At 72.0% G+C, this 20,340-nt stretch carries 18 protein-coding genes; 9 read left to right on the top strand and 9 right to left on the bottom strand.

Annotation, left to right across the window (positions count from 1 at the left end; genetic code table 11):
* Positions 1-257: 257 nt before the first annotated feature.
* From ABGB21_RS24435 to ABGB21_RS24420, 4 genes are all read left to right on the top strand, one after another.
* Complete coding sequence (locus ABGB21_RS24435; protein WP_347679732.1) at positions 258-2,411, top strand: M14 family zinc carboxypeptidase; 2,154 nt, start codon at positions 258-260, stop codon at positions 2,409-2,411.
* Positions 2,412-2,496: 85 nt separating this feature from the next.
* Positions 2,497-3,564, top strand: a complete 1,068-nt coding sequence (locus ABGB21_RS24430) for a zinc-dependent alcohol dehydrogenase family protein (protein WP_347679730.1) — start codon at positions 2,497-2,499, stop codon at positions 3,562-3,564.
* Positions 3,565-3,669: 105 nt separating this feature from the next.
* Entirely contained in the window at positions 3,670-5,328 is a 1,659-nt protein-coding gene (locus tag ABGB21_RS24425) for an FAD-dependent oxidoreductase (protein WP_347654965.1), read from the top strand.
* A 34-nt stretch (positions 5,329-5,362) separates the two neighbouring features.
* Positions 5,363-6,790: an ATP-binding protein gene (locus ABGB21_RS24420; RefSeq protein WP_347654966.1), complete on the top strand. Its 1,428-nt coding sequence runs from the start codon at positions 5,363-5,365 to the stop codon at positions 6,788-6,790.
* Between the two features lie 39 nt (positions 6,791-6,829).
* On the opposite strand, the gene ABGB21_RS24415 is transcribed toward ABGB21_RS24420, so the two are convergent.
* A complete protein-coding gene (locus ABGB21_RS24415; RefSeq protein ID WP_347654967.1) occupies positions 6,830-7,411 on the bottom strand; it encodes a sigma-70 family RNA polymerase sigma factor in 582 nt (193 codons plus the stop codon).
* Between the two features lie 108 nt (positions 7,412-7,519).
* Here ABGB21_RS24415 and ABGB21_RS24410 point away from each other — a divergent pair, with 108 nt between their 5' ends.
* Complete coding sequence (locus ABGB21_RS24410) at positions 7,520-8,347, top strand: zf-HC2 domain-containing protein (protein ID WP_347654968.1); 828 nt, start codon at positions 7,520-7,522, stop codon at positions 8,345-8,347.
* An 84-nt stretch (positions 8,348-8,431) separates the two neighbouring features.
* Here the strand turns inward: ABGB21_RS24410 and ABGB21_RS24405 are convergent, their stop codons facing one another.
* On the bottom strand, positions 8,432-8,731 hold the full coding sequence (locus ABGB21_RS24405) for a DUF6582 domain-containing protein (RefSeq protein ID WP_347654969.1): 300 nt from the start codon (positions 8,729-8,731) through the stop codon (positions 8,432-8,434).
* A 247-nt stretch (positions 8,732-8,978) separates the two neighbouring features.
* Between ABGB21_RS24405 and ABGB21_RS24400 the strand changes: the two genes are divergently transcribed.
* The 3 genes from ABGB21_RS24400 (at position 8,979) to ABGB21_RS24390 (ending at position 12,227) form a co-directional block, all read left to right on the top strand.
* Entirely contained in the window at positions 8,979-9,974 is a 996-nt protein-coding gene (locus ABGB21_RS24400) for an aldo/keto reductase (RefSeq protein WP_347679728.1), read from the top strand.
* A 10-nt stretch (positions 9,975-9,984) separates the two neighbouring features.
* A complete protein-coding gene (locus tag ABGB21_RS24395) occupies positions 9,985-10,569 on the top strand; it encodes a TetR family transcriptional regulator (RefSeq protein WP_347654971.1) in 585 nt (194 codons plus the stop codon).
* A gap of 239 nt (positions 10,570-10,808) precedes the next feature.
* On the top strand, positions 10,809-12,227 hold the full coding sequence (locus ABGB21_RS24390; RefSeq protein ID WP_347654972.1) for a glycosyl hydrolase family 18 protein: 1,419 nt from the start codon (positions 10,809-10,811) through the stop codon (positions 12,225-12,227).
* Positions 12,228-12,283: 56 nt separating this feature from the next.
* Here ABGB21_RS24390 and ABGB21_RS24385 read toward each other — a convergent pair whose 3' ends face one another.
* Entirely contained in the window at positions 12,284-12,529 is a 246-nt protein-coding gene (locus ABGB21_RS24385) for a hypothetical protein (protein WP_347654973.1), read from the bottom strand.
* Positions 12,530-13,088: 559 nt separating this feature from the next.
* Here ABGB21_RS24385 and ABGB21_RS24380 point away from each other — a divergent pair.
* Positions 13,089-14,669 (top strand): alkaline phosphatase D family protein, encoded by a 1,581-nt coding sequence (locus ABGB21_RS24380; protein ID WP_347654974.1) that lies wholly within the window; start codon positions 13,089-13,091, stop codon positions 14,667-14,669.
* Positions 14,670-14,714: 45 nt separating this feature from the next.
* Here ABGB21_RS24380 and ABGB21_RS24375 read toward each other — a convergent pair whose 3' ends face one another.
* From ABGB21_RS24375 to ABGB21_RS24350, 6 genes are all read right to left on the bottom strand, one after another.
* On the bottom strand, positions 14,715-15,029 hold the full coding sequence (locus tag ABGB21_RS24375; RefSeq protein WP_347654975.1) for an antibiotic biosynthesis monooxygenase family protein: 315 nt from the start codon (positions 15,027-15,029) through the stop codon (positions 14,715-14,717).
* Between the two features lie 20 nt (positions 15,030-15,049).
* The gene (locus ABGB21_RS24370; RefSeq protein ID WP_347654976.1) at positions 15,050-16,267 is read right to left on the bottom strand and encodes a beta-ketoacyl synthase N-terminal-like domain-containing protein; all 1,218 of its coding nucleotides are present in this window, start codon (positions 16,265-16,267) and stop codon (positions 15,050-15,052) included.
* A gap of 62 nt (positions 16,268-16,329) precedes the next feature.
* Entirely contained in the window at positions 16,330-17,601 is a 1,272-nt protein-coding gene (locus ABGB21_RS24365) for a beta-ketoacyl-[acyl-carrier-protein] synthase family protein (protein WP_347654977.1), read from the bottom strand.
* Entirely contained in the window at positions 17,598-18,038 is a 441-nt protein-coding gene (locus ABGB21_RS24360; protein ID WP_347654978.1) for a cupin domain-containing protein, read from the bottom strand. Before ABGB21_RS24360 ends, ABGB21_RS24365 begins: the two co-directional genes overlap by 4 nt.
* Complete coding sequence (locus ABGB21_RS24355) at positions 18,031-18,918, bottom strand: SRPBCC family protein (protein WP_347679726.1); 888 nt, start codon at positions 18,916-18,918, stop codon at positions 18,031-18,033. Before ABGB21_RS24355 ends, ABGB21_RS24360 begins: the two co-directional genes overlap by 8 nt.
* Positions 18,915-20,327, bottom strand: coding sequence for an acetyl-CoA carboxylase biotin carboxylase subunit (locus tag ABGB21_RS24350; protein ID WP_347654980.1), 1,413 nt, complete (start codon positions 20,325-20,327; stop codon positions 18,915-18,917). The genes ABGB21_RS24355 and ABGB21_RS24350 overlap by 4 nt, the downstream gene beginning before the upstream one ends.
* Positions 20,328-20,340 lie beyond the last annotated feature (13 nt).

The raw sequence follows: 20,340 nt of genomic DNA, 5'->3' as shown, positions 1-20,340 counted from the left end.
GCGACCGTACGCGACTTCGCAAGAGACTCCAGCAGTTCCCGCTGGCCGGGTTCGAGCACCAGTGGTGCGGCAGCACGTGTCACGTCTCGAGTCTACTCCAATGACTAGCTATTTACGAGACAGAACAGTAGGTCACCGCGACCGGCGGGCGGGCCACCCGCTGGCGACGTCATGATCACGTCGAGGTGGACGTCTTGACATAATTCGATCAAGGGACTGGTCTGTACCCAGAAACCTCGACTCCGTCAGGAGGTTCCGTGTCCCCCAGACGATGGTGGACGGCCACCGCCGCCACACTTGTCCTGACCACCACCGCGCTCGTCGCCCCCGGGGCGAGCGCCGCCGCCCCCACCGCCCCGACCACAGACGTGACGCTGGCTCCCGACGAGACCGCCCTGGTCCGCGTCCAGCTCCGCGACGAGGCGCAGTTCCGGCAACTGCTCGCCGAGGGTGCCGACATCGCCAACCGGCCCCGCCTCGACGACGGCCGCGTCCTCGCCGACCTGGTGCTGACCGGCCGGCAACTCGCCGCGCTGACCGCGCAGGGGGTGCTGGCCCGGCAGGTCGTCCAACGCGAGGGCGACGCCGCCCGCCGGTACGCCGAGAGTCTGCTGGCCGCACCGTCCCGCACCGGGTCACGCGTCCAGGGCGACGGGCGCGCCCCCGCCGTCACCGCCGCGGACACCCTGCAGTTCCTCCAGGCGTACTGGTGGACCTCGAACGGGCGCACCTTCGTGCAGACCCAGGTGGCGACCACCGCGACCGAGGATCCGGACGTCGAGATCACCGTGACCTGGCAGACCGCAGACGGCCAGACCGGTTCGTACCCGCTGGTCAGGTTCGCCGACGCGGGTGAGTACCAGTACCACTACGCCCTGCCGCAGCCGCTGCCGGCCCGCCCCGTCCGGGTCACCGCCAGCTCCAGCCTCGGCGGCGCCGCCCGGCCAACGAACCCGACGGCCTGGCCGAACGCGACCCCGCCGGCGCTGCCCGAGGGCTACCAGAAGGACTTCATCGACGCGTACCTGACCCCGACCGACATCCAGGCCCGGATCAGACGGCTGGCCCGCCAGTACGACGACCTGGTCGACGTCATCGACCTGCCGCACAGGACCCAGGGCTACCGGCGTACCGCCGCCGGCTATCTCGGCGACCCGGCCAGCGCCGCGATCGTGGTCGAGTCGGTCAGGTTCGGCGACCAGAAGATGAACGGCGTCCAGGTACGCACCGTCGACCCCGGCCGGCGCAACCGCCCACTGAACGCCACCTACCGGGACCGGGTGCTGACGGTCAGCCTGGCCACCGACGCGGCCGGGGCGACGATCAGCACCACCGACCAGGTGGCCGCGTTCGTCTCGGCCCGCTACCCGCAGCAGTTCTCCGCGTTCGTGGAGAACGGTTCGGCCGGACTGCCGATGCCGGTCGCCGGGCCGGTACGCCTCGACGACGGGCTGAAGGGCACCGAGGTGTCGAAGAAGCCGTGGACGGTGCAGGCGCTGCGGATCGGCGCCCACCGCGACGGTTCGCGGATCGGGGTGCTGGCGTACTCGCAGGAACACGCCCGGGAGTGGGCGACCCCGCTGGTCACCCTGGAGTTCGCCGAGCGGCTGCTGGCCAACGCCGGCACCGACCCGGCGACCCGGGAACTGCTCGACACCGTCGACGTGTTCGTCATCCCGATGGTCAACCCGGACGGCGCGAACTACTCGTTCCACGACGCCAACTTCCAGCGCAAGAACCTGGTGAACCACTGCACCGGGGCACAGCGTGACCCGGCCAACCGGGACGCGTTCGGCGTCGACGTCAACCGCAACTACACCGTCGGCTCGCTCTTCGACGGCTACACCGGGGCCAGCACCAACTGCCTCTCCGGCACCTACGCCGGCACCGGGGAACTCTCCGAGGCGGAGAGCCGCAACGTGATCGCGCTGGCGCAGCAGCACCCGAACATCCGGTTCGCGATGAACGTGCACTCGTACGGTGGGTACTTCATGTGGCCGCCGGGGGCGTACCGGGCCGACGGCAGGGTCACCCTGCCCCGGCCCTCGATCGACGAGTCGAAGATGTTCCTGGACAGCGCCCGACGGATCGTCGGGGCGATCGCGGCCGACCGCGGCACGGTGACCTGGCCGTCGCAGACCGGCCCGGTCGCCGACGTGCTCTACTCGGCGGCCGGTAACTCCGCCGACCAGCTCTACTACGAGCTGGGCATCTTCGCCTGGGACTTCGAGGTCGGCAACGACCGCTGGAACGAGACGACCGGGCAGTGGGAGGGCGTCGGATTCCAGCCCCCGTTCGACGAGGCGCACGCCGAGTCCCAGGAGTACGCCGGCGGTCTGGTCGAACTGCTCCGGGTGGCCCGGGACTACGCGCGGGACCAGGGTGAGGCGCTGGCCCTGACCCGCCGGTAGGCCGTACCCCGCCTCCGCGTCGGCAGAAGGGCCCTTCCACAGCCGGGGAAGGGCCCTTCTGCGCGCCCGGGGCGGGCGTGTGAGGATGGCTCGCGTGCGGGCGGTGGTGTTTGACGAGTTCGGCGGCGTTCCGGAGCTGCGGGAGGTGCCCGATCCGGCGCCCGAGCCGGACGGTGTGGTGGTCCGGGTCGCGGCGACCGGGCTGTGTCGCAGCGACTGGCACGGCTGGCAGGGGCACGACCCTGACATCCGTCCGCCGCACGTACCCGGTCACGAGTTCGCCGGCGAGGTGGCCGCGGTCGGTTCCGCCGTCACCGGGTGGCGGGTCGGCGACCGGGTCACCGCACCGTTCGTCTGCGCCTGCGGGAGTTGCCGCGCCTGCCTCGCCGGCGACCAGCAGGTCTGTGAGCGGCAGACCCAGCCCGGCTTCACCCACTGGGGTTCGTACGCCGAGTACGTCAGCGTCCGCAACGCCGACGTCAACCTGGTCCGGCTGCCGGACGAGGTGAGCTTCGCCGGCGCCGCCGCGCTCGGCTGCCGGTTCGCCACCGCGTTCCGGGCGGTCGTCGCCCAGGGGCGCCTCGCCGCCGGTGAGTGGGTTTCGGTGTACGGCTGCGGCGGCGTCGGGCTCTCCGCCGTGATGATCGCGGCGGCCTGCGGTGCCCGGGTGGTGGCGGTGGACGTCAGCCCGGAGGCGTTGGCCCTGGCCCGGCGGTTCGGTGCGGCGGTGTGTCTGGATCCCACCACCTCGACCGGTGCCGGCGGGGTCGCCGCGGCGGTCCGCGAGCAGACCGACGGCGGCACGCACCTGTCGCTCGACGCGCTCGGCAGCGAGCCGACCTGCGTCGCCTCGGTCGAGAGCCTACGGCGGCGCGGCCGACACATCCAGGTCGGGCTGTTGCCGGCGGCCGCCGGGCGGACCGCGCTGCCGATGGACCGGGTGATCGGATACGAGTTGGAGCTGCGGGGCAGCCACGGAATGGCCGCGCACGCCTATCCGGAGCTGCTGTCCCTGGTGACGGCCGGGGTGCTGCGCCCGGCGGACCTGGTCACCGAGACGATCGGGCTGGCCGCGGCGCCCACCGCGCTGGCCACCCTGGACCGCCCGCCGGTCGGCGGCATCCGCCTGATCCGCCCCGGCCTCGAGGGCTGACCCGACCCGGCGGCACCGCTGGACCAGGCCGGCGCCGAGAGCCGACCCGGCGCCACCGCTGGACCGGACCGACGCTGGGCTGCGGGTCGTGCTTTCATTGGTGCCATGGCGAACCCGGCGATCTTGACCGTCGACGACGATCCGGCGGTGTCGCGGGCGGTGGCCCGGGACATCCGGCGGCGCTACGGCGACCGCTACCGTGTGGTGCGGGCCTCCTCCGGGGACGAGGCGCTGGAGGCGTTGCGGGAGATCAAGCTCCGTGGTGACCAGGTCGCGCTGCTGCTGGCCGACTACCGGATGCCGCAGATGACCGGGATCCAGTTCCTGGAAGCGGCGATGGACCTCTTTCCGACCGCCCGCCGGGTCCTGCTCACCGCGTACGCCGACACCGAGGCGGCGATCGACGCGATCAACCTCGTCGACCTCGACCACTACCTGCTCAAGCCCTGGCACCCGCCGGAGGAAAAGCTCTATCCCGTGGTCGACGCGCTGCTGGAGGCGTGGCAGGCCGACCCACCCGCGACGGTGAACGAGGTACGGGTCGTCGGCCACCGCTGGTCCGCGCCGTCCTTCGCGGTCCGCGACTTCCTCGCCCGGAACCTGGTGCCCTACCGGTGGCTGCTCGCCGACGAACCGGAGGGCGGGCAACTGCTGGCCGCCGCCGGAGTGCCCGCCACCGAGGTGCCGCTGGTGGTGACCGTCGACGGCACGGCCCTGGTGAAGCCGACCGAGACCCAACTCGCGACACACGTCGGGCTGGCCACCACACCGGCGTCCGACTTCTACGACCTGGTGGTGGTCGGTGCCGGGCCGGCCGGCCTCGGCGCTGCCGTGTACGGAGCCTCGGAGGGCCTGCGCACGGTGCTGGTCGAGCGGCAGGCGACCGGCGGCCAGGCGGGACAGAGCAGCCGGATCGAGAACTACCTGGGCTTCCCGGACGGTGTCTCCGGCGCGCAGTTGGCCGACCGGGCCCGGCGGCAGGCGCTGAAGTTCGGCGCCGAACTGCTCACCGCCCGGGACGTGGTCGGCCTGGCGGCGGTCGGCGCCACCCGCCTGCTCCAGTTCAGTGACGGTACGTCCATCGCCGGTCACACGGTGGTGCTGGCCACCGGGGTCGCGTACCGGCAGTTGACCGCCCCCGGGCTGGCCGAACTGACCGGTCGGGGGGTCTTCTACGGCTCGGCCTCCACGGAGGCCCCGTACTGCGCCGGCGAGGACGTGTACATCGTCGGCGGGGCGAACTCGGCCGGCCAGGCGGCGGTGTACTTCGCCCGGCACGCCCGGCGGGTGCACCTGCTGGTCCGGGGGCCGGACCTGCAGCGGTCGATGTCGCACTACCTGATCGAGCAGATCGAGCGGATCGACAACATCGAGGTGCACCCGCACTCCGAGGTGGTGGGCGGCAGCGGCACGGAGCACCTCGAGGAACTGGTCATCTGCGACAACCGGGTCGGCCGGCAGCGTACCGTCAAGGCTTCCTGGCTGTTCGTGTTCATCGGCGCCGAGCCGCGCACCGACTGGCTCGCCGACGCGGTCGCCCGGGACGCCCGGGGCTACATCCTCACCGGCGCGGAACTGGCCAACGGCAGCCGGCGCCCGTCCGGCTGGTCGCTGTCCCGCGATCCGTACCCGCTGGAGTCGAGCCTGCCCGGCGTCTTCGCGGCCGGCGACGTACGGGCCGAGTCGATCAAACGGGTCGCCTCGGCGGTGGGCGAGGGCGCGATGGTCGTCTCGCTGGCCCACCAGTACCTGGCCGCGCAATAGTTGCCGGATCGACGACGAGGGGTCGGGGGTCGGGATGACGACGGAAAAGGACGAGCGGCTCGAGCTGGAGCAACTGCGGACGCTCTTCCTCTTCGAGTCGCTGGACGAGGAGAAACTCGGCTACGTGCACGAGCACGGCCGGGTGAAGCGACTGCCGGCCGGCGCCGACGTGTACCTCGAGGGCGAGCCGGCCCGCTGCTTCTACGTGCTGCTCGAGGGGACCGTGTCGCTGACCCGGCTGGTCCGGGGCGACCGGATCGAGATCATCCGCAGCAGCCAGCGCGGGGCGTACGCCGGGGCGACGCAGTCGTACCTGAACGAGCAACGGGTGGAGAACTACCTGAACAGCATGCGGGCGGTGACCGACGTCGCCCTCTTCGTGCTACCCGCCGAGGTGATCAGCACCGCCATGCGGCGCTGGTTCCCGATGGCGATGCACCTGATGGACGGCCTCTTCCTCGGCATGCGGACCACGGAGAACCTGGTCAACCAGCGGGAACGGCTGCTCGCCCTCGGCTCGCTCTCGGCGGGTCTGACCCACGAGCTGAACAACCCGGCGGCGGCCGCGGTCCGCGCCACCGCCGTACTCCGGGACCGGGTCTCCGGCATGCGACACAAACTCGCGCTGATCGCCGACGGTCGGCTCGACGGCGAACGGCTGCACCGGCTGGTCGAGTTCCAGGAGGCGGCGGTCAAGCAGGCCGCCAACGCGCCCACCCGGTCGCCGCTGGACACCAGCGACGCGGAGGATTCCCTGGCCGACTGGCTGGACGAGCACGACATCTCCGGCGGCTGGGACCTCGCCCCGATCCTCACCGCCGGTGGCATCGACGGGACGTGGCTGGAGCGGGTCGTCGACACCGTCAGCCGGGACGATCTGGAGCCGGCGATCCGCTGGCTCGCCTACACCGTCGAAACCGAACTGCTGATGGGCGAGATCGACGACGCGTTGCACCGGATCACCGGCCTGGTCGGGGCGGCGAAGCAGTACTCGCAGCTGGACCGGGCCCCGTACCAGACCGCGGACGTGCACGACCTGCTCGACGCCACGCTGGCGATGTTCAGCGCGAAGATCGGGCCCGGGGTACGGGTGGTCCGGGAGTACGACCGGAGTCTGCCGGCGATCCCGGTCTACGCGGGCGAACTCAACCAGGTCTGGACCAACCTGGTCGACAACGCCCTGTACGCGATCGGCGAGAGCGGCGTGCTGACCGTGCGTACCGGGCAGGCGGAGGAACGGGTCGTGGTGGAGATCGTCGACACCGGTCCCGGCATCCCCGACGACGTCCGGTCCCGGATCTTCGAACCGTTCTTCACCACCAAGCCGATCGGCGAGGGCACCGGGCTGGGGCTGGAGATCTCGTACCGGATCGTGGTCAACAAGCACCACGGCGACCTCGCGGTCGAGTCCGAGCCGGGCCGGACGGTCTTCCGGGTCTGTCTGCCGGTCTCCGGACGCTGACCCCCGGCTCCCGCACCGGCAGTCGGTGCCCGGCCGTCGTCAGCTGGTGGAACGGAGATCGCGGGGGTTGCCGTCGGCGCGCATCGCCGCGACGAGGTCCTCCCGGGCCCGGGCCACCCGGGACCGGATCGTGCCGACCGGACAGGCACAGACCTCCGCCGCCTCGGCATAGCTCAGTCCGACCACCTGGGTGGCGACGAACGCCTCCCGGCGGTCCGGGGCCAGGTCCTCCAGCAGCCGGGCCAGCTCGACCGCGCCGGCGAACCCGGCGGCCTCGCGGGCCAGTTCGGCGTCGGCGGCGAGTTGCCAGTCGGGCAGCGCGGCCACCCGGGGGCGCCGCACGACCGTCCGGACGTGGTCCGCGCAGGCCCGCCGGGCGATCGCCAACAACCAGGTCAGCGCCTTCGACCGGGCGGCGAACCGGGGCAGCGCCCGCATCGCCCGCAGGTAGGTCTCCTGGGTCAGGTCCTCCGCCTCGCCCGGGCCGACCAGGTGGGAGACGAACCGGTGTACGTCGTGCTGGGTGGCCCGGATGAAGGCCGCCGCCGCCGACCGGTCGCCGGCCCTGGCGGCGAGTGCCAAACCGGTGATCTCGTCGCCGTCGGCGCCGGGGGAAGACATGTCCCCACGCTACCGGTGGCCCCGGACCCGGAATACCCCCGCCCGGCATACGGAAGGTCGCCGTACCCCGGCGGGAACCGGCACCGCCCGGCAACCGACTATGTGGGTGTGGGGTGTGAACAGTATCGAGAAGCCCTGTCGGCACGACTCGACGGCGAGGAGGACGTCACCGAGCGGGCCGTGACGGATCGCCACCTGGCCAACTGCGCGGAGTGTCGGGCCTGGCTGGAGAGCGCGACGACGCTGAACCGGTACGCCCGGACCAGTCTCGTCCCGACACCGCCGCTGGAGATCGACGAGGCGCTGCTCGCGGCCGCCCCCGGACCCGGTCGGGCCCGGCTCGGCCGTGCGCTCCGGATCGGTCTCGGCGTGGTCGGGGTTGCCCAGTTCCTGCTCGGCACGGCCCAGATCGCCGGGATCGGCGACACCGCCCACCCGCACGGTCTGGAGGCTGTCCTCGGCGGCGGCCCGAACCACCTGTGGCACGAGTCGGCCGCCTGGAACGTCGCGCTCGGCGCCGGGTTCGCCTGGATCGCCCTGCGCCGGACGCGTCCGCTGGGTCTCGTGCCCACCCTCACCGCCTTCGTCGCCGTCCTCACCCTGCTCTCCACCAACGACGTGATCGCCGGACGGGTCGACGCCGGACGCATTCTCAGCCACACCCTGATCGTGGCCGGCTATCTGATCATTCTCGGACTCTCCCGGCCCGCCTTCGATACCGGAGAGCCGCCGCGCCGGTCCGGACCGGGTCGCGGGACGACGTGGCGGGTCACCTTCGAGGAGCAGGAGGAACGACCGGCACCGCCCCGGCTCCGCCTGCTCCGCAATCCGTCGGCGACGGCCCGGATCACCACCGCGTTCACGGTCCGGTCGGGCGACAATCGGGTGCCGGCCGCCGAGCGGCGGCAGGACCGACGGCACGACCGGGCGGCCTGAGCGCCGGGCGGTGGGACGCCGGCGGCTGTTGCCGGCAGTCCCCGGTACCGACCCGCTCCGGGCCGGCCGACCCGTCGTGGTCGGTCAGTGCGCCGGATTGGGGGTGTGCGGCAGTTTGCCCAGTTCCCGCCAGTCCGATTCGGCGACCTGGATCTGGTAGTGCCGGGCCGCCGCGAGGATGTTCGCGAACGCCTGGTCACGCTCGGCGTCAGTGACTCCCTGCGTCTGATCGAACCGCGCCAGCGCGTTCCGGACGTGCGCCGCGTCGGTGAGCGGCTCCTTGCGTTTACCGGGGAAGGCGAAGGCACTGTCGGGCAGTTCCCGGGACTGCTTGCTGCTGATCACGCCGTGCTGGTCGACGGGCTTCCAGGTTGTTTCCGGCACCACACACCTCCTGTTCCGGGGCTTCTCGAGCCGGGCCGGCGGGGCACGGGCCCTGCCGGGAGGCGGGCGGAGAACCTGCCCCGGGCCGGGTGCTACCCACTGGCACCATCCGGCTAACCACCGTCCCTGAGCACACCGGCGACCGAGGGGCTGACAAAGTTTGAAATCTGTCAGCTGTAAGCGCATACTGGAAAACCTGGGGCCGCCAGGGCCCCAGGTCAATCCTCGAAAGGCAGCGGGAGTGATCATGGAACAGCGGAATCTCGGCCGCTCCGGGCCGCGGGTCTCCGCCCTCGGCCTCGGCACGATGGGCATGTCCGACCTGTACGGGCCGGCCGACGACACCGAGAGCGTCAACACCATCCACGCCGCCCTGGACGCCGGGGTGACCCTGCTGGACACCGGCGACTTCTACGGTGCGGGACACAACGAGATGCTGATCGCCCGGGCGCTGCGCGGCCGGGACCGGAACGACGTGACGATCAGTGTGAAGTTCGGCTCCCTCCGGGACCCCGAGGGGGGCTGGGGCGGGCACGACGGCCGCCCGCAGGCGGTCCGGAACTACCTCGCATACTCGCTGCGCCGCCTCGACACCGACCACATCGACGTCTACCGGCCGAGCCGGCTCGACCCGTCGGTGCCGGTCGAGGAGACGATCGGGGCGATCGCCGAGCAGGTGAAGGCCGGTCGGGTGCGCCACATCGGGCTCTCCGAGGTGGGCGCCGAGACGATCCGCCGGGCCCACGCGGTGCACCCGATCAGCGACCTGCAGATCGAGTACTCGCTGCTCTCCCGCGGTGTCGAGACCGAGATCCTGGCCACCTGCCGGGAGTTGGGCATCGGGGTGACCGCGTACGGGGTGCTGTCCCGGGGGCTGCTCAGCGGGCACTGGACCCCGGACCGGCAGTTGACCAGCGGAGACTTCCGCGGCTCCAGCCCCCGGTTCAGCAGGGACAACCTCGCCGCCAACCTGCGGCTCGTCGAGGCGCTGCGTGGCGTGGCACGGTCGCGGGGCGCCACGGTCGCCCAGGTGGCGATCGCCTGGGTGCTCAGCCGGGGCGGGGACGTCGTACCGCTGGTCGGTGCCCGGCGCCGGGACCGGCTGACCGAGTCACTGGGCGCGCTCGAGCTGACCCTGGACCCGGACGACCTGGCCGCGATCGAGCGTGCCGTGCCGGCCGGGGCAGCCGCCGGGACCCGTTACGCAGGCCCCCTGATGCAGCACCTGGACAGCGAACGGTGAAATGGTGGTCATGGCCGACGCGACCCTGACCAGAGAACAGATCCTCGAAGCGGCGGAGGAGGTCCTCCGCCGCTTCGGCCCGGCCAAGGCGACCGTCGTCGACGTCGCCCGGGCGCTCGGGGTGAGCCACGGCAGCGTCTACCGGCACTTCGCGAGCAAGGTGGCGCTGCGCGAGGCGGTGACGGAGCGGTGGCTGGAACGGGCGCACGCGGACCTGCCGGCGGTGATCGCGTCCGACGAGCCCGCGCCGCAGCGGCTGCGGACCTGGGCCCACACCCTGCACCGGGCGAAACGTGGCCGGGCCCTGGACGACCCGGAACTGTTCGCGACCTACCTCGTCCTGGTCCGGGAGAACAGCGACGTGGTACGCGCCTCGCTCGACGAACTCGTCGACCAGCTCACCAGGATCGTCTCGGCCGGGATCGCCGCCGGCGACTTCGCCGCCGACGACGTACCGACGACGGCCCGGGCGGCCTTCCAGGCCATGGTCCTGTTCCACGATCCGGCGTACGCGGCGATGTGGGACGACCCGCAGACCAGCCGGCAACTCGACGCGGTGGTGGACCTGATCCTGGCCGGCCTGCGACCCCGCTGAGCCCGGCCGGCAACGCGTCCGGGGGCAGCGGTCCGACAAGGGAGGCGGACCGCCCGGAAGACACGATATTGACTTTCTTAGTTAACTTTCCTAATCTTTCTGCCACTCAGCACCGTCGATCCCACGCCCACGCCACATCCCTCGCGACCAGGTGACGCCGGTTCCACCCCCGATCACCCCGGCGGCACCGGGACGGATCAGCGCGTGCTGACGTGCCTCCCCCGCAGAAGGGACCGACCATGTCACCCACCGCAAGCCCGGACCGGCCGTACCCGTCACGCGGTCGCCGCCTCCGGTCCGTTCTCGCCGCCGGCGGACTGGCCCTGGCCACCACCGTCGCCGGCACCGCCGTCGCCCTCGCCCCCCAGTCCCCGGCAGCGGCCGTCGTGCTGCCGAACAACTTCAAGAACGTCGGATACCTGCCGTCCTGGGCCGGCGACGTCAACGCCATCCAGTACAACAAGCTGACCCACATCAACTACGCGTTCGTGCTGCCGAACTCGAACGGCACGCTGCGCGCGGTGGAGAACCCGGGCAAACTCTCCACCCTGGTGTCCCGCGCGCACAGCAGCAACGTCAAGGTGTCGATCGCGATCGGCGGCTGGAACGACGGCGACGACTCGGCGTTCGAGGCGCTGGCCGCCAACGCCTCGACCCGGACCACGTTCGTGAACAGCGTGGTCAACTTCGTCAACCAGTACGGCCTCGACGGGGTCGACATGGACTGGGAGTACCCGGACGCGGGTACGTCGGCCAACAACTTCACCGCGCTGATGCAGCAGCTCAGCAACGCCCTACGCCCGCAGGGCAAACTGCTGACCGCGGCGGTCGTCTCCGAGGGCGGCACGGTCAACGGCGTACAACCGGCGGTCTTCGGTTACGTCGACTGGCTGAACATCATGGCGTACGACGGCGGCAGCCCGCACGCCAACTACGACTGGTCGGTCAACAGCGTGAACCTCTGGAAGTCACGGGGCCTGCCGGCCAGCAAGGCGGTGTTCGGCCTGCCGTTCTACAGCCGCCCCGGCTACTACACCTACAGCCAGCTCGTCGGGATGGACCCGGCGAACGCCAACCGGGACTGCGTCACCGTCGGCGGCGCGCAGCAGTGCTACAACGGCATCCCGACGATCAAGCGAAAGACCCAGTGGGCGATGGCCAACGCCGGCGGTGTGATGATCTGGGAGTTGTCCCAGGACCGTAACGACTCCTACTCGCTGGTCAGCGCCATCTACGACACGGTGATGGGCGGCGGCACTCCCCCGCCGGGTGGCCGGACCGGCCAGATCACCGGCATCGGCGGCAAGTGCGTCGACGTGGCCGGCGCCGCCACCGCCAACGGCACGCCGATCCAGCTCTGGACCTGCAACGGCACCGCCGCCCAGCAGTGGACGGTCGGCACCGACGGCACGCTGCGGGCGCTCGGCAAGTGCGCCGACATCACCGCGGCCGCCACCACCAACGGCGCGAAGGTGCAGCTGTACGACTGCAACGGCACCGGTGCGCAGGTCTGGCAGGCGCAGAGCAACGGGACGCTGCGCAACCCGGCGTCGAACAAGTGCCTGGACGCCACCGACAACAGCTCGGCCGACGGCACCCGGCTGCAGATCTGGGACTGCTTCGCCGGCGCCAACCAGCGCTGGCAGCTGCCCGCCTGATCGCACTGTTTCCGGAGGGGCCTTCCGCGAAGCGGCGGAGGGCCCCTCCGCACCCCTCAGCCGAGGCGGAGGTCGAGGATCCGGATCGGTGACGGCGTGGTACCGGTCGAGGCGCGCTGGTACATGATCGAGAGAATGCCGCCGCTCTCCACCCGGGTCCGGTCGACCAGCACCTCGCCGAAGGCGCCCAGCCCGGCCGCGTCGAACCGCAGCATCCAGTCCCTGTAGCCGCTGGCCCGGCTGGCCCCGAGGATCCGCCCGTACGGCAGCACGACGTAGGCGTTGTCGGCCGAGTCCAGCACCAGGCCGGCGCGGAGAGCAGGCCGGCCTCGGACCTCACGTAGTGGATGTCGCTGTCGTGGGTGTCCATCGCGACGTGCAGCCGGCCGTCGTTGGGGGAAACGCCCAGGGAGGTGGAGTTGTGCGAGTCGTTCGTGCTCAGTTGGTGCGGTAGCCGCAGCGTCTGCCAGGCGCCGCCGGGCAACTGCCGACGGGTCAGCCGCGTGCCGGGACGAGGTGTACCAGGCCGCGTACTGGTATCCGGCATGGCTGATGATGCCGTCGGCGTACGAGGCGTTGTTGACCAGCCCGTCGTAGGAGACGAAGTAGAGCGCGGCCGGGCCGGGCCGGCGGCCCGGCCGCAGCGGATCGTCAGGGCGGACACGTTCTCTCCCCTGCGCCGGGCGCCACCGGGCGAGGCCAGCTGAACGAGACCACGATACATCCACGATTTTCGATTAAAAAGCCGCGGGTACCGGCCCCGTCGTGTGGCGACTGTGTTCACCACACGTTCCGACGGGTGTCATGTCGGACCGTTGGGATGAGGGCGACCATCCGCACCACCGACCTCGGAAGGCCCCCATGTCGTCGTCCCCGCTGATGCTGCCCCGCCGTCGCTTCCTCGCCCTCGGCGGCGTCGCCGCGGGCGCGGCCGTACTCGCCGCCGACCCCGCCTCGGCGACGTCCGCCGCCGGCAGGGACCGGACCACCCTGCCGGGCTACGCGTTCACCCTCGGCGTCGCGTCCGGCGACCCGACCCCCGACGGGGTGGTGCTCTGGACCCGGCTGGCCCCGGACCCGCTGGCCCCGGACGGACTCGGCGGCATGCCCGACCGCCCGGTCACCGTCCGCTGGGAGGTGGCCGAGGACGAACGGTTCCGCCGGGTGGTACGCCACGGCGTCGAACGGGCCGGCGCCCGGTGGGCGCACTCGGTGCACGCCGAGGTGCACGGCCTACGGCCGGACCACGTCTACTTCTACCGGTTCCGGGTCGCCGACCAGGTCAGCCCGGTGGGCCGGACCCGTACCGCACCCCGGGCCGGAGCGGCGCTGACGTCCCTGAGTTTCGCCTTCGCGAGCTGCCAGGCGTACACCGACGGGTACTTCACCGCGTACGAGCACCTGGCCCGGGAGGACCTGGACCTGGTCGTACACCTCGGCGACTACATCTACGAGGGCGGGGGCGCCGGCTCGATCGGCCGCGCCCACCTGCCGGCCACCGAGACGTTCTCGCTCACCGACTACCGGATCCGGTACGCCCAGTACAAACTCGACCCGGCACTGCAGGCGGCACACGCCGCCGCCCCCTGGGTCGTCGCACCGGACGACCACGACGTGGAGAACAACTGGGCCGGTGACCACTCGCAGCCGGACAGCGAGCCGGACCAGGACCCGGCGGTGTTCCGGCTCCGCCGGGCCGCCGCCTACCAGGCGTACTACGAGAACCTGCCGCTGCGCGCGTCGTCCATGCCACAGGGCCCGGAGATGCAGGTCTACCGGCGGTTGGCCTTCGGCGACCTGCTGCAGCTCGACGTGCTCGACACCCGCCGGTTCCGCGACCAGCAGCTCAGCGACCCGTCACAGCGCTGGGAGCCGACGCGCCAGATGCTCGGCGCCAAGCAGGAGGCGTGGCTGCTGGCCGGACTCGGCGCGTCGCACGCCCGGTGGAACGTGCTCGCCAACCAGGTCTTCGCGATGGAGGCCGACCACACCGCCGGCCCGGCCGAGTCGTTCGGCATGGACACCTGGGACGGGTACGCCGCCGCACGTCAGCGGCTCTTCGACGGCGTGGCGGAGCGGCGCCTCGACAACTTCCTCATCGTCACCGGCGACGCGCACCGCAGCGTGGCCGCCGACCTGAAACTCGACTTCGCCGACCCGGACTCGCGGACCGTCGGCACCGAGTTCCTCGGCACCTCGATCAGCTCCGGCGGCAACGGCACCGACCTGGACACCCTCGGCACCACCTGGCTGGCCGAGAACCCGCACATGCGGTTCCACAACTCCCAGCGCGGCTACCAGGTCTGCCACCTCGGGCGTGACGAGATGCGCACCGACTACCGGGTGGTGCCGTTCGTCGACGCACCGGGCGCTCCGGTCACCACCCGGGCCAGCGTCCACGTACAGAGTGGCCGGCCCGGGGTGGCGCACGTGTCGGCGTGACGTCCGCGCCGGGGGAACGGGTCGGCCCGCCGACCGCGTCGGCGGTCAGCCACGCACCGCCGACGTCTCCTCCCGGACGACAAACCGGATCGACCGCGCCTCGGTCATACACGCCCGCATCGGCGCGACCAGCTCACGATGCTCCGGGCTGCGTTCCCACGCCTCGAAGTGGTTGAGCGACACCCACTCGCTGGTGATCAACCACTGTTCCGGGTCGGTGGTCGACTCGCAGACCTGGTCCACCAGATGCCCCGGCACCCCCTCGGCGACCTGGTAGCGGATCTGCTCGTACGCCTTCAGGAAGTCCTCGGTGCGGTCACGCGGGACCCGCATCAGGAACAGCACCCTGGCCTTGGCCATCGTCGATCCTCCTTGCCGTGTCAGGCCGGGACCCGGCGCAACAGCACCGCGCTGTTGAAGCCGTCGAAACCGCGGGCGCCGACCAGTGCGGTGGCGACCCGCCTCGGGTTGACGTCCCGGACGAAGTCGAGGTCACAGCCGACCGCCGGCCGGTCCAGGCCGGCGGTCGGCGGCAGCACGCCGTGTCGCATGGCGAGCAGCGCGGTCGCCACGTCCAACGCCGCACCGCCCTGGTGCGCCCGGCCGGTCAACGCCTTCTGGCTGCTGATCGGCGGCGGACGGGTGCCGAAGACGGTACGCAGCGCGTCCGCCTCGCTCCGGTCGTAGCGGGGCACCCCGAGTGCGTCCGGCACCACCACGTCCACCGCCGCCGGATCGACCGAGGCCCGGTCCAACGCCAGCCGCATCGCCCGGGCGTACTGGGCACTGTCCACCCCGTCCGGGGAGCCGGTGTGCCGGGCGTCGTGGCTGGCCCCCCAGCCGGCCACCTCGGCGTAGACGGTGTCGACACCCCGGGCCCGGGCATGTGCCAACTCCTCCACCACGAAGACGGCGCCGCCCTCGGCGGGTACGTACCCGCTCGCCGCCACGTCGAACGGCCGGTACGCCCGCTCCGGATCGGGACAGGTGCTCAGCAGTCCACTCCGGAGCTGGCAGGTCAGCGCGTACGGGCTCAGCGGGCACTCGGTGCCGCCGGCCAGCACCACCGGGGTGCCCCGCCGGACCAGCCGTACGGCGTGCGCCAGGCTGTCCAGACCACCGGCGGTCTCGGCGGCGAGCACCCCGCACGGGCCCTTGAACTGGTGCCGGATCGACAGTTGCCCGACGCTGGCCGCGTAGAACCAGGCGATCGACTGGTACGCCCCGACGGTGCGCCCCGGTCCCCGCCAGAGCCGCTGCAGCTCCCGCTGGCCGAACAGGTTGCCACCGGAGGCGCTGGCCAGGGTGACCGCGTAACCGTACGGGTCGTCGGCGAGTTCGGGCAGGCCGGCGTCGGCGAGCGCGAGCCGGGTGGCGGCGAAACCGAGATGGGTCCACCGGTCGGTCTGCACCATCCGCCGGTTGTCGACGTGCTGCAGGGCGTCGAAGTCGGCGACCTCGCCGGCCAGGGTCACCGGGTAGCTGCTCGGGTCGAAGAGGCTGATCCGGCCGATCCGGTTCTGCCCGGCGAGCAGACACTTCCAGTGCGCGTCCGCGCCGATGCCGCTCGGTGCCACCACCCCGATCCCGGTGATCACCGCCCGACGTTCGGATCCGTCGCCGACCGGCCCGTACGGTGCTCCGGCATCCGCCGGCCCGGTCACCGTCGGCCCCCGTCGTGGCGGGTGAAGACCATGGCCGACTGGAAGCCGCCGAAGCCGCTGCCGACCGAGAGTGCCACGTCGACCTGGGCCTCCCGGGCCACGTTCGGGACGTAGTCCAGGTCGCACTCCTCGTCGCGGTTGGCCCAGTTCGCGGTCGGCGGCACGACCCCGTGCTCGATCGCGAGCGCGCAGGCGGCCATCTCGATCGCGCCGATCGCGCCGAGCGAGTGCCCGATCATCGACTTGATCGAGCTGATCGGCACGTCGTACGCGGCGCCGCCCAGTGCCCGCTTGAACGCCGCCGTCTCGTGCCGGTCGTTCTGCCGGGTTCCCGAGCCGTGGGCGCTGATGTACGACACCTCCCCCGGGTCCCGCCGGGCCTGCGCCATCGCGTCCCCGATCGCCAGCCCCATCTCCACCCCGTCCGGTCGCAGTCCGGTCATGTGGTAGCCGTTGCTCCGGTTGGCGTAGCCGGCGACCTCGCAGTAGATCCGCGCCCCACGCCGCCGGGCCTGCTCCGCCTCCTCCAGGACGAGCACCGCGGCCCCCTCGGCCAGCACGAATCCCTGCCGGTTTCGGTCGAACGGTCGGGAGGCGTGCGCCGGGTCGTCGTTGCACGGCGTGGTCGCCTTGATCGCGTCGAAGGAGGCGACGGTGACCGGCGAGATCGGACTGTCCGACGCGCCGGCGAGCACCACGTCCGCCTCGCCATCCTCGATCAACTGGTGGGCGTAGCCGATCGCGTCGATGCCGGAGGTGCAGCCCGTGGAGACGACCTGGGCCGGACCGTGCAGCCCGTGCCGGCAGGCGACGTCGGCGGCCAGGCTGCTCGGCATCAGCGCCTGGTACAGGAACGGGCCGGCCCGCTCCGGGTCGACCAACCACCGCGCGCCGCCGTCGCTGACCCGGACGTACTCCTGCTCCAGCAGCATGGTGCCGCCGACCGCCGAGCCGAGTACCACCCCGGTCCGGTCCCGCAGCGCGTCGGTGAAGTCCAGTCCGCTGTCGGCGAGTGCCTCGATCGAGGCGGCCAGCGCGAACTGGACGTACCGGTCGGCGCGCCGTTGCTCGGGCACGGTGAGCCCGGCGCGGACCGGGTCGAAGTCGCACTCGGCGGCGATCTGGGACCGGAACGGCGACGGGTCGAAGAAGGTGATCCGCCGGGTCGCCGTCCGGCCGGCGGTGATGGTGGCCCAGAACTCGTCGCGGGTGACCCCGCCGGGGGCCACCACCCCGATCCCGGTCACCACCGTACGCCGCCGGTTCATGGCGCGGCTCCCGCCGGCGCGTTGGTCGGGCCGGGCCCGAGCACCGGGGCGGCGCCCGGCTCGGTGTCGACGTGGCCGAGTTCCGGGCGCGGGGCGAGCGGGCCGAGGTGGAACACCACCTCCGCCGGTTCGCTGGCGACGTTGCGCAACCGGTGCCGGACGTTCACCGGGACGTAGAGGGCCTCGCCGGCGGCCACCGGCACCGGTTCGTCGTCGAGGTCGACCACCAGCGCGCCCCGGGCCACGTACAGGAACTCCTCGCTGTACGGGTGGTAGTGCTCGGCGATCCGTTCGCCCGGGTCGAGGTGCGCCACCCCCATGAAACCGGAGCTGCTGCCCACGGTGCGCGGGCCGAGCAGGACCCGGAGTTCGGCGCCGCGCCGCCGGTCCGGCGGTACGTCGCCGGTCGCGACCAGGCGGCGTCCCGGCTCACTCATCGCCGGATCCGTCGGCCGGGGTGGCGGCGAGTTCGACCGCGATCCGCTCGATCTTGTCGCGGATGATGTCGAGCTGGATCCGGCTGTTCGCGTTGATCCGGTCGGTCATCTGGGCGGTGTTGACCGGAGCGGTCGGTCGCATCTCGAAGTCCTGGGTCCAGGTCATCCGGGTGCCGCCCGGCACCTCGTGGTAGCGCCAGTGGATCCGCATGTACTCGAAGGGCCCGGTCTCCACCCGGTGGGCGTTCACCTCGCGCCGGACCGGGTCGGCGGTACGTTCGCTGACCCAGCTCCACACCACGCCGTTGTCGTCCGGGTACATGGTGAGCCGGAACCGAACGGTGTCGCCGTGCTGCTCGAGGATCTGCACCGACTGGTACTCGGTGAACAGCCCGGTCCAGCCGGCGACATCGTTGGTCAGGTCCCAGACCAGATCCAGCGGCGCGGCGATCAGCACGCTGTTCTCGGTGTGGCCGGGCCGACCGGTGGCGCCGGACCGTGGGGCCGGCGCCGCCGTACCCGCCGGGCCGGAGCCGCCGAGCGCACCGGCGTCCGACGAGCCGGCGCGCGGGCGTTCGGCGGCGTCGAGTTGCCCGGCGACCAGCTCGGCGATCTCGGTGATGCTGAGTCGGGTGGCCTGTTCCGGGATGTCCGCACGGTAGCGGTCCGCGACCACGGCCTGGAGTTCGAGCAGGGCCAGCGAGTCCATGCCGAGTTCCTCCAGGGAGGCGGTCGGCGCGGAGGCCGCCGCCTCGGCGTCCAGCCCGCAGTGCCGGACCAGGATGTCGGTGATCTCCACGGCGGTGACCGTGGAGCCGCCGTCGTGCGTGGTGCTGGGTTCCGGCCCGGTGGCTACCGGATCCTCGTGCCTGACGGTCATCTGGTTCTCCTCATGGGAATCGCGGAACTCGACGGTGACGGTTCCCCGCCGGGTGGATCGGCTGTGCCCAGCAGGCGGTCGACCAGGCCGGTCGTGTACCGCCCCTTGCGGAATCCCGGGTCCTCGAGGACCCGCCGGGCGAACGGGATGGTGGTGTGCACGCCGGGACCGGCCACCTCGAACTCGCGCAGTGCCCGTTCCATCCGGCCCAGCGCCAGGTCCCGGTCGGGTGCCCAGACGACGACCTTGGCCAGCAGCGAGTCGTAGTACGGGCCGACCAGGTATCCGGGATGGCCGTGGGTGTCGACCCGGGTGAACGGCCCGGTCGGCGGCACGAACCGGGTCAGCCGGCCCGGGGTCGGTACGAAGCCCCGCGCCGGGTCCTCGACGTTGATCCGGCACTCGATCGCGACTCCGGAGGCGCGGACGTCCTCCTGCCGCAGCCGCAGCGGCACCCCGCCGGCGATGTGCAGCTGCTCGTGCACCAGGTCGACACCCGTGATCATCTCGGTGACCGGGTGCTCGACCTGGATCCGACAGTTGATCTCGATGAAGTGGAAGCGTTCCGCCTCGTCGACCAGGAACTCGAAGGTCCCCGCACCGGTGTAACCGACCCGCAGCGCGCCGCGCAGCGCGGTCGTGGCCAACGCGTCGAGGGTCGCGCTGGAGAGCGCGGGCGCCGGCCCCTCCTCGACCAGTTTCTGGTGCCGCCGCTGCACCGAGCAGTCCCGGGTGCCGAGGTGCACCCCGTTGCCGTACCCGTCGCAGAGGACCTGCACCTCGACGTGTCGGGCCTGGGTGAGGTAGCGCTCGACGTAGACGCGGTCGTCGCCGAACGCGGCCTGCGCCGCGATCCGGGTCCGCTCGTACGCCGGCACGAACTCCGCGGCGGACCAGACCACGGTCATCCCCCGGCCACCGCCGCCGGCCGCCCCCTTGATGATCACCGGGTAGCCGATCTCGTCGGCGACCGCCCTGGCCTGGGCGGCCGTACCGACGGTCGCCAGGCTGCCGGGGGACAGTGGCAGGCCGGCCTCGGCCATCAGCGCCTTCGCCCGCGACTTGTCGCCGAGGGCCGACATCACCTCGGGCCGGGGGCCGACGAAGACCAGGCCGTTGTCGGCGCAGATCTCGGCGAAGTCCGGATCCTCGGAGAGGAAACCGTAGCCGGGGTGCACCGCCTCCGCACCGGTCTGCCGGGCCGCCTCGACGATCGCCGCCGCGTTCAGGTAACTGTGCCGGCTGTCCGGCGGTCCGATGCAGACCGCCTCGTCGGCCAGCCGTACCACCGCCGAGTCCCGGTCCGCGGCCGAGTACACGGCGACGCTGCGGATGCCCAGTTCCCGGCAGGCCCGCGCGACCCGGACCGCGATCTCGCCCCGGTTGGCGATCAGGACCTTCTCGAACACCGTCGCACCGTCC

Origin of the sequence: Plantactinospora sp. B24E8, from assembly GCF_039871735.1 — a bacterium.
Classification (GTDB): Bacteria; Actinomycetota; Actinomycetes; order Mycobacteriales; family Micromonosporaceae; genus Plantactinospora.
This window is presented reverse-complemented; position numbering and strand designations above follow the sequence as displayed.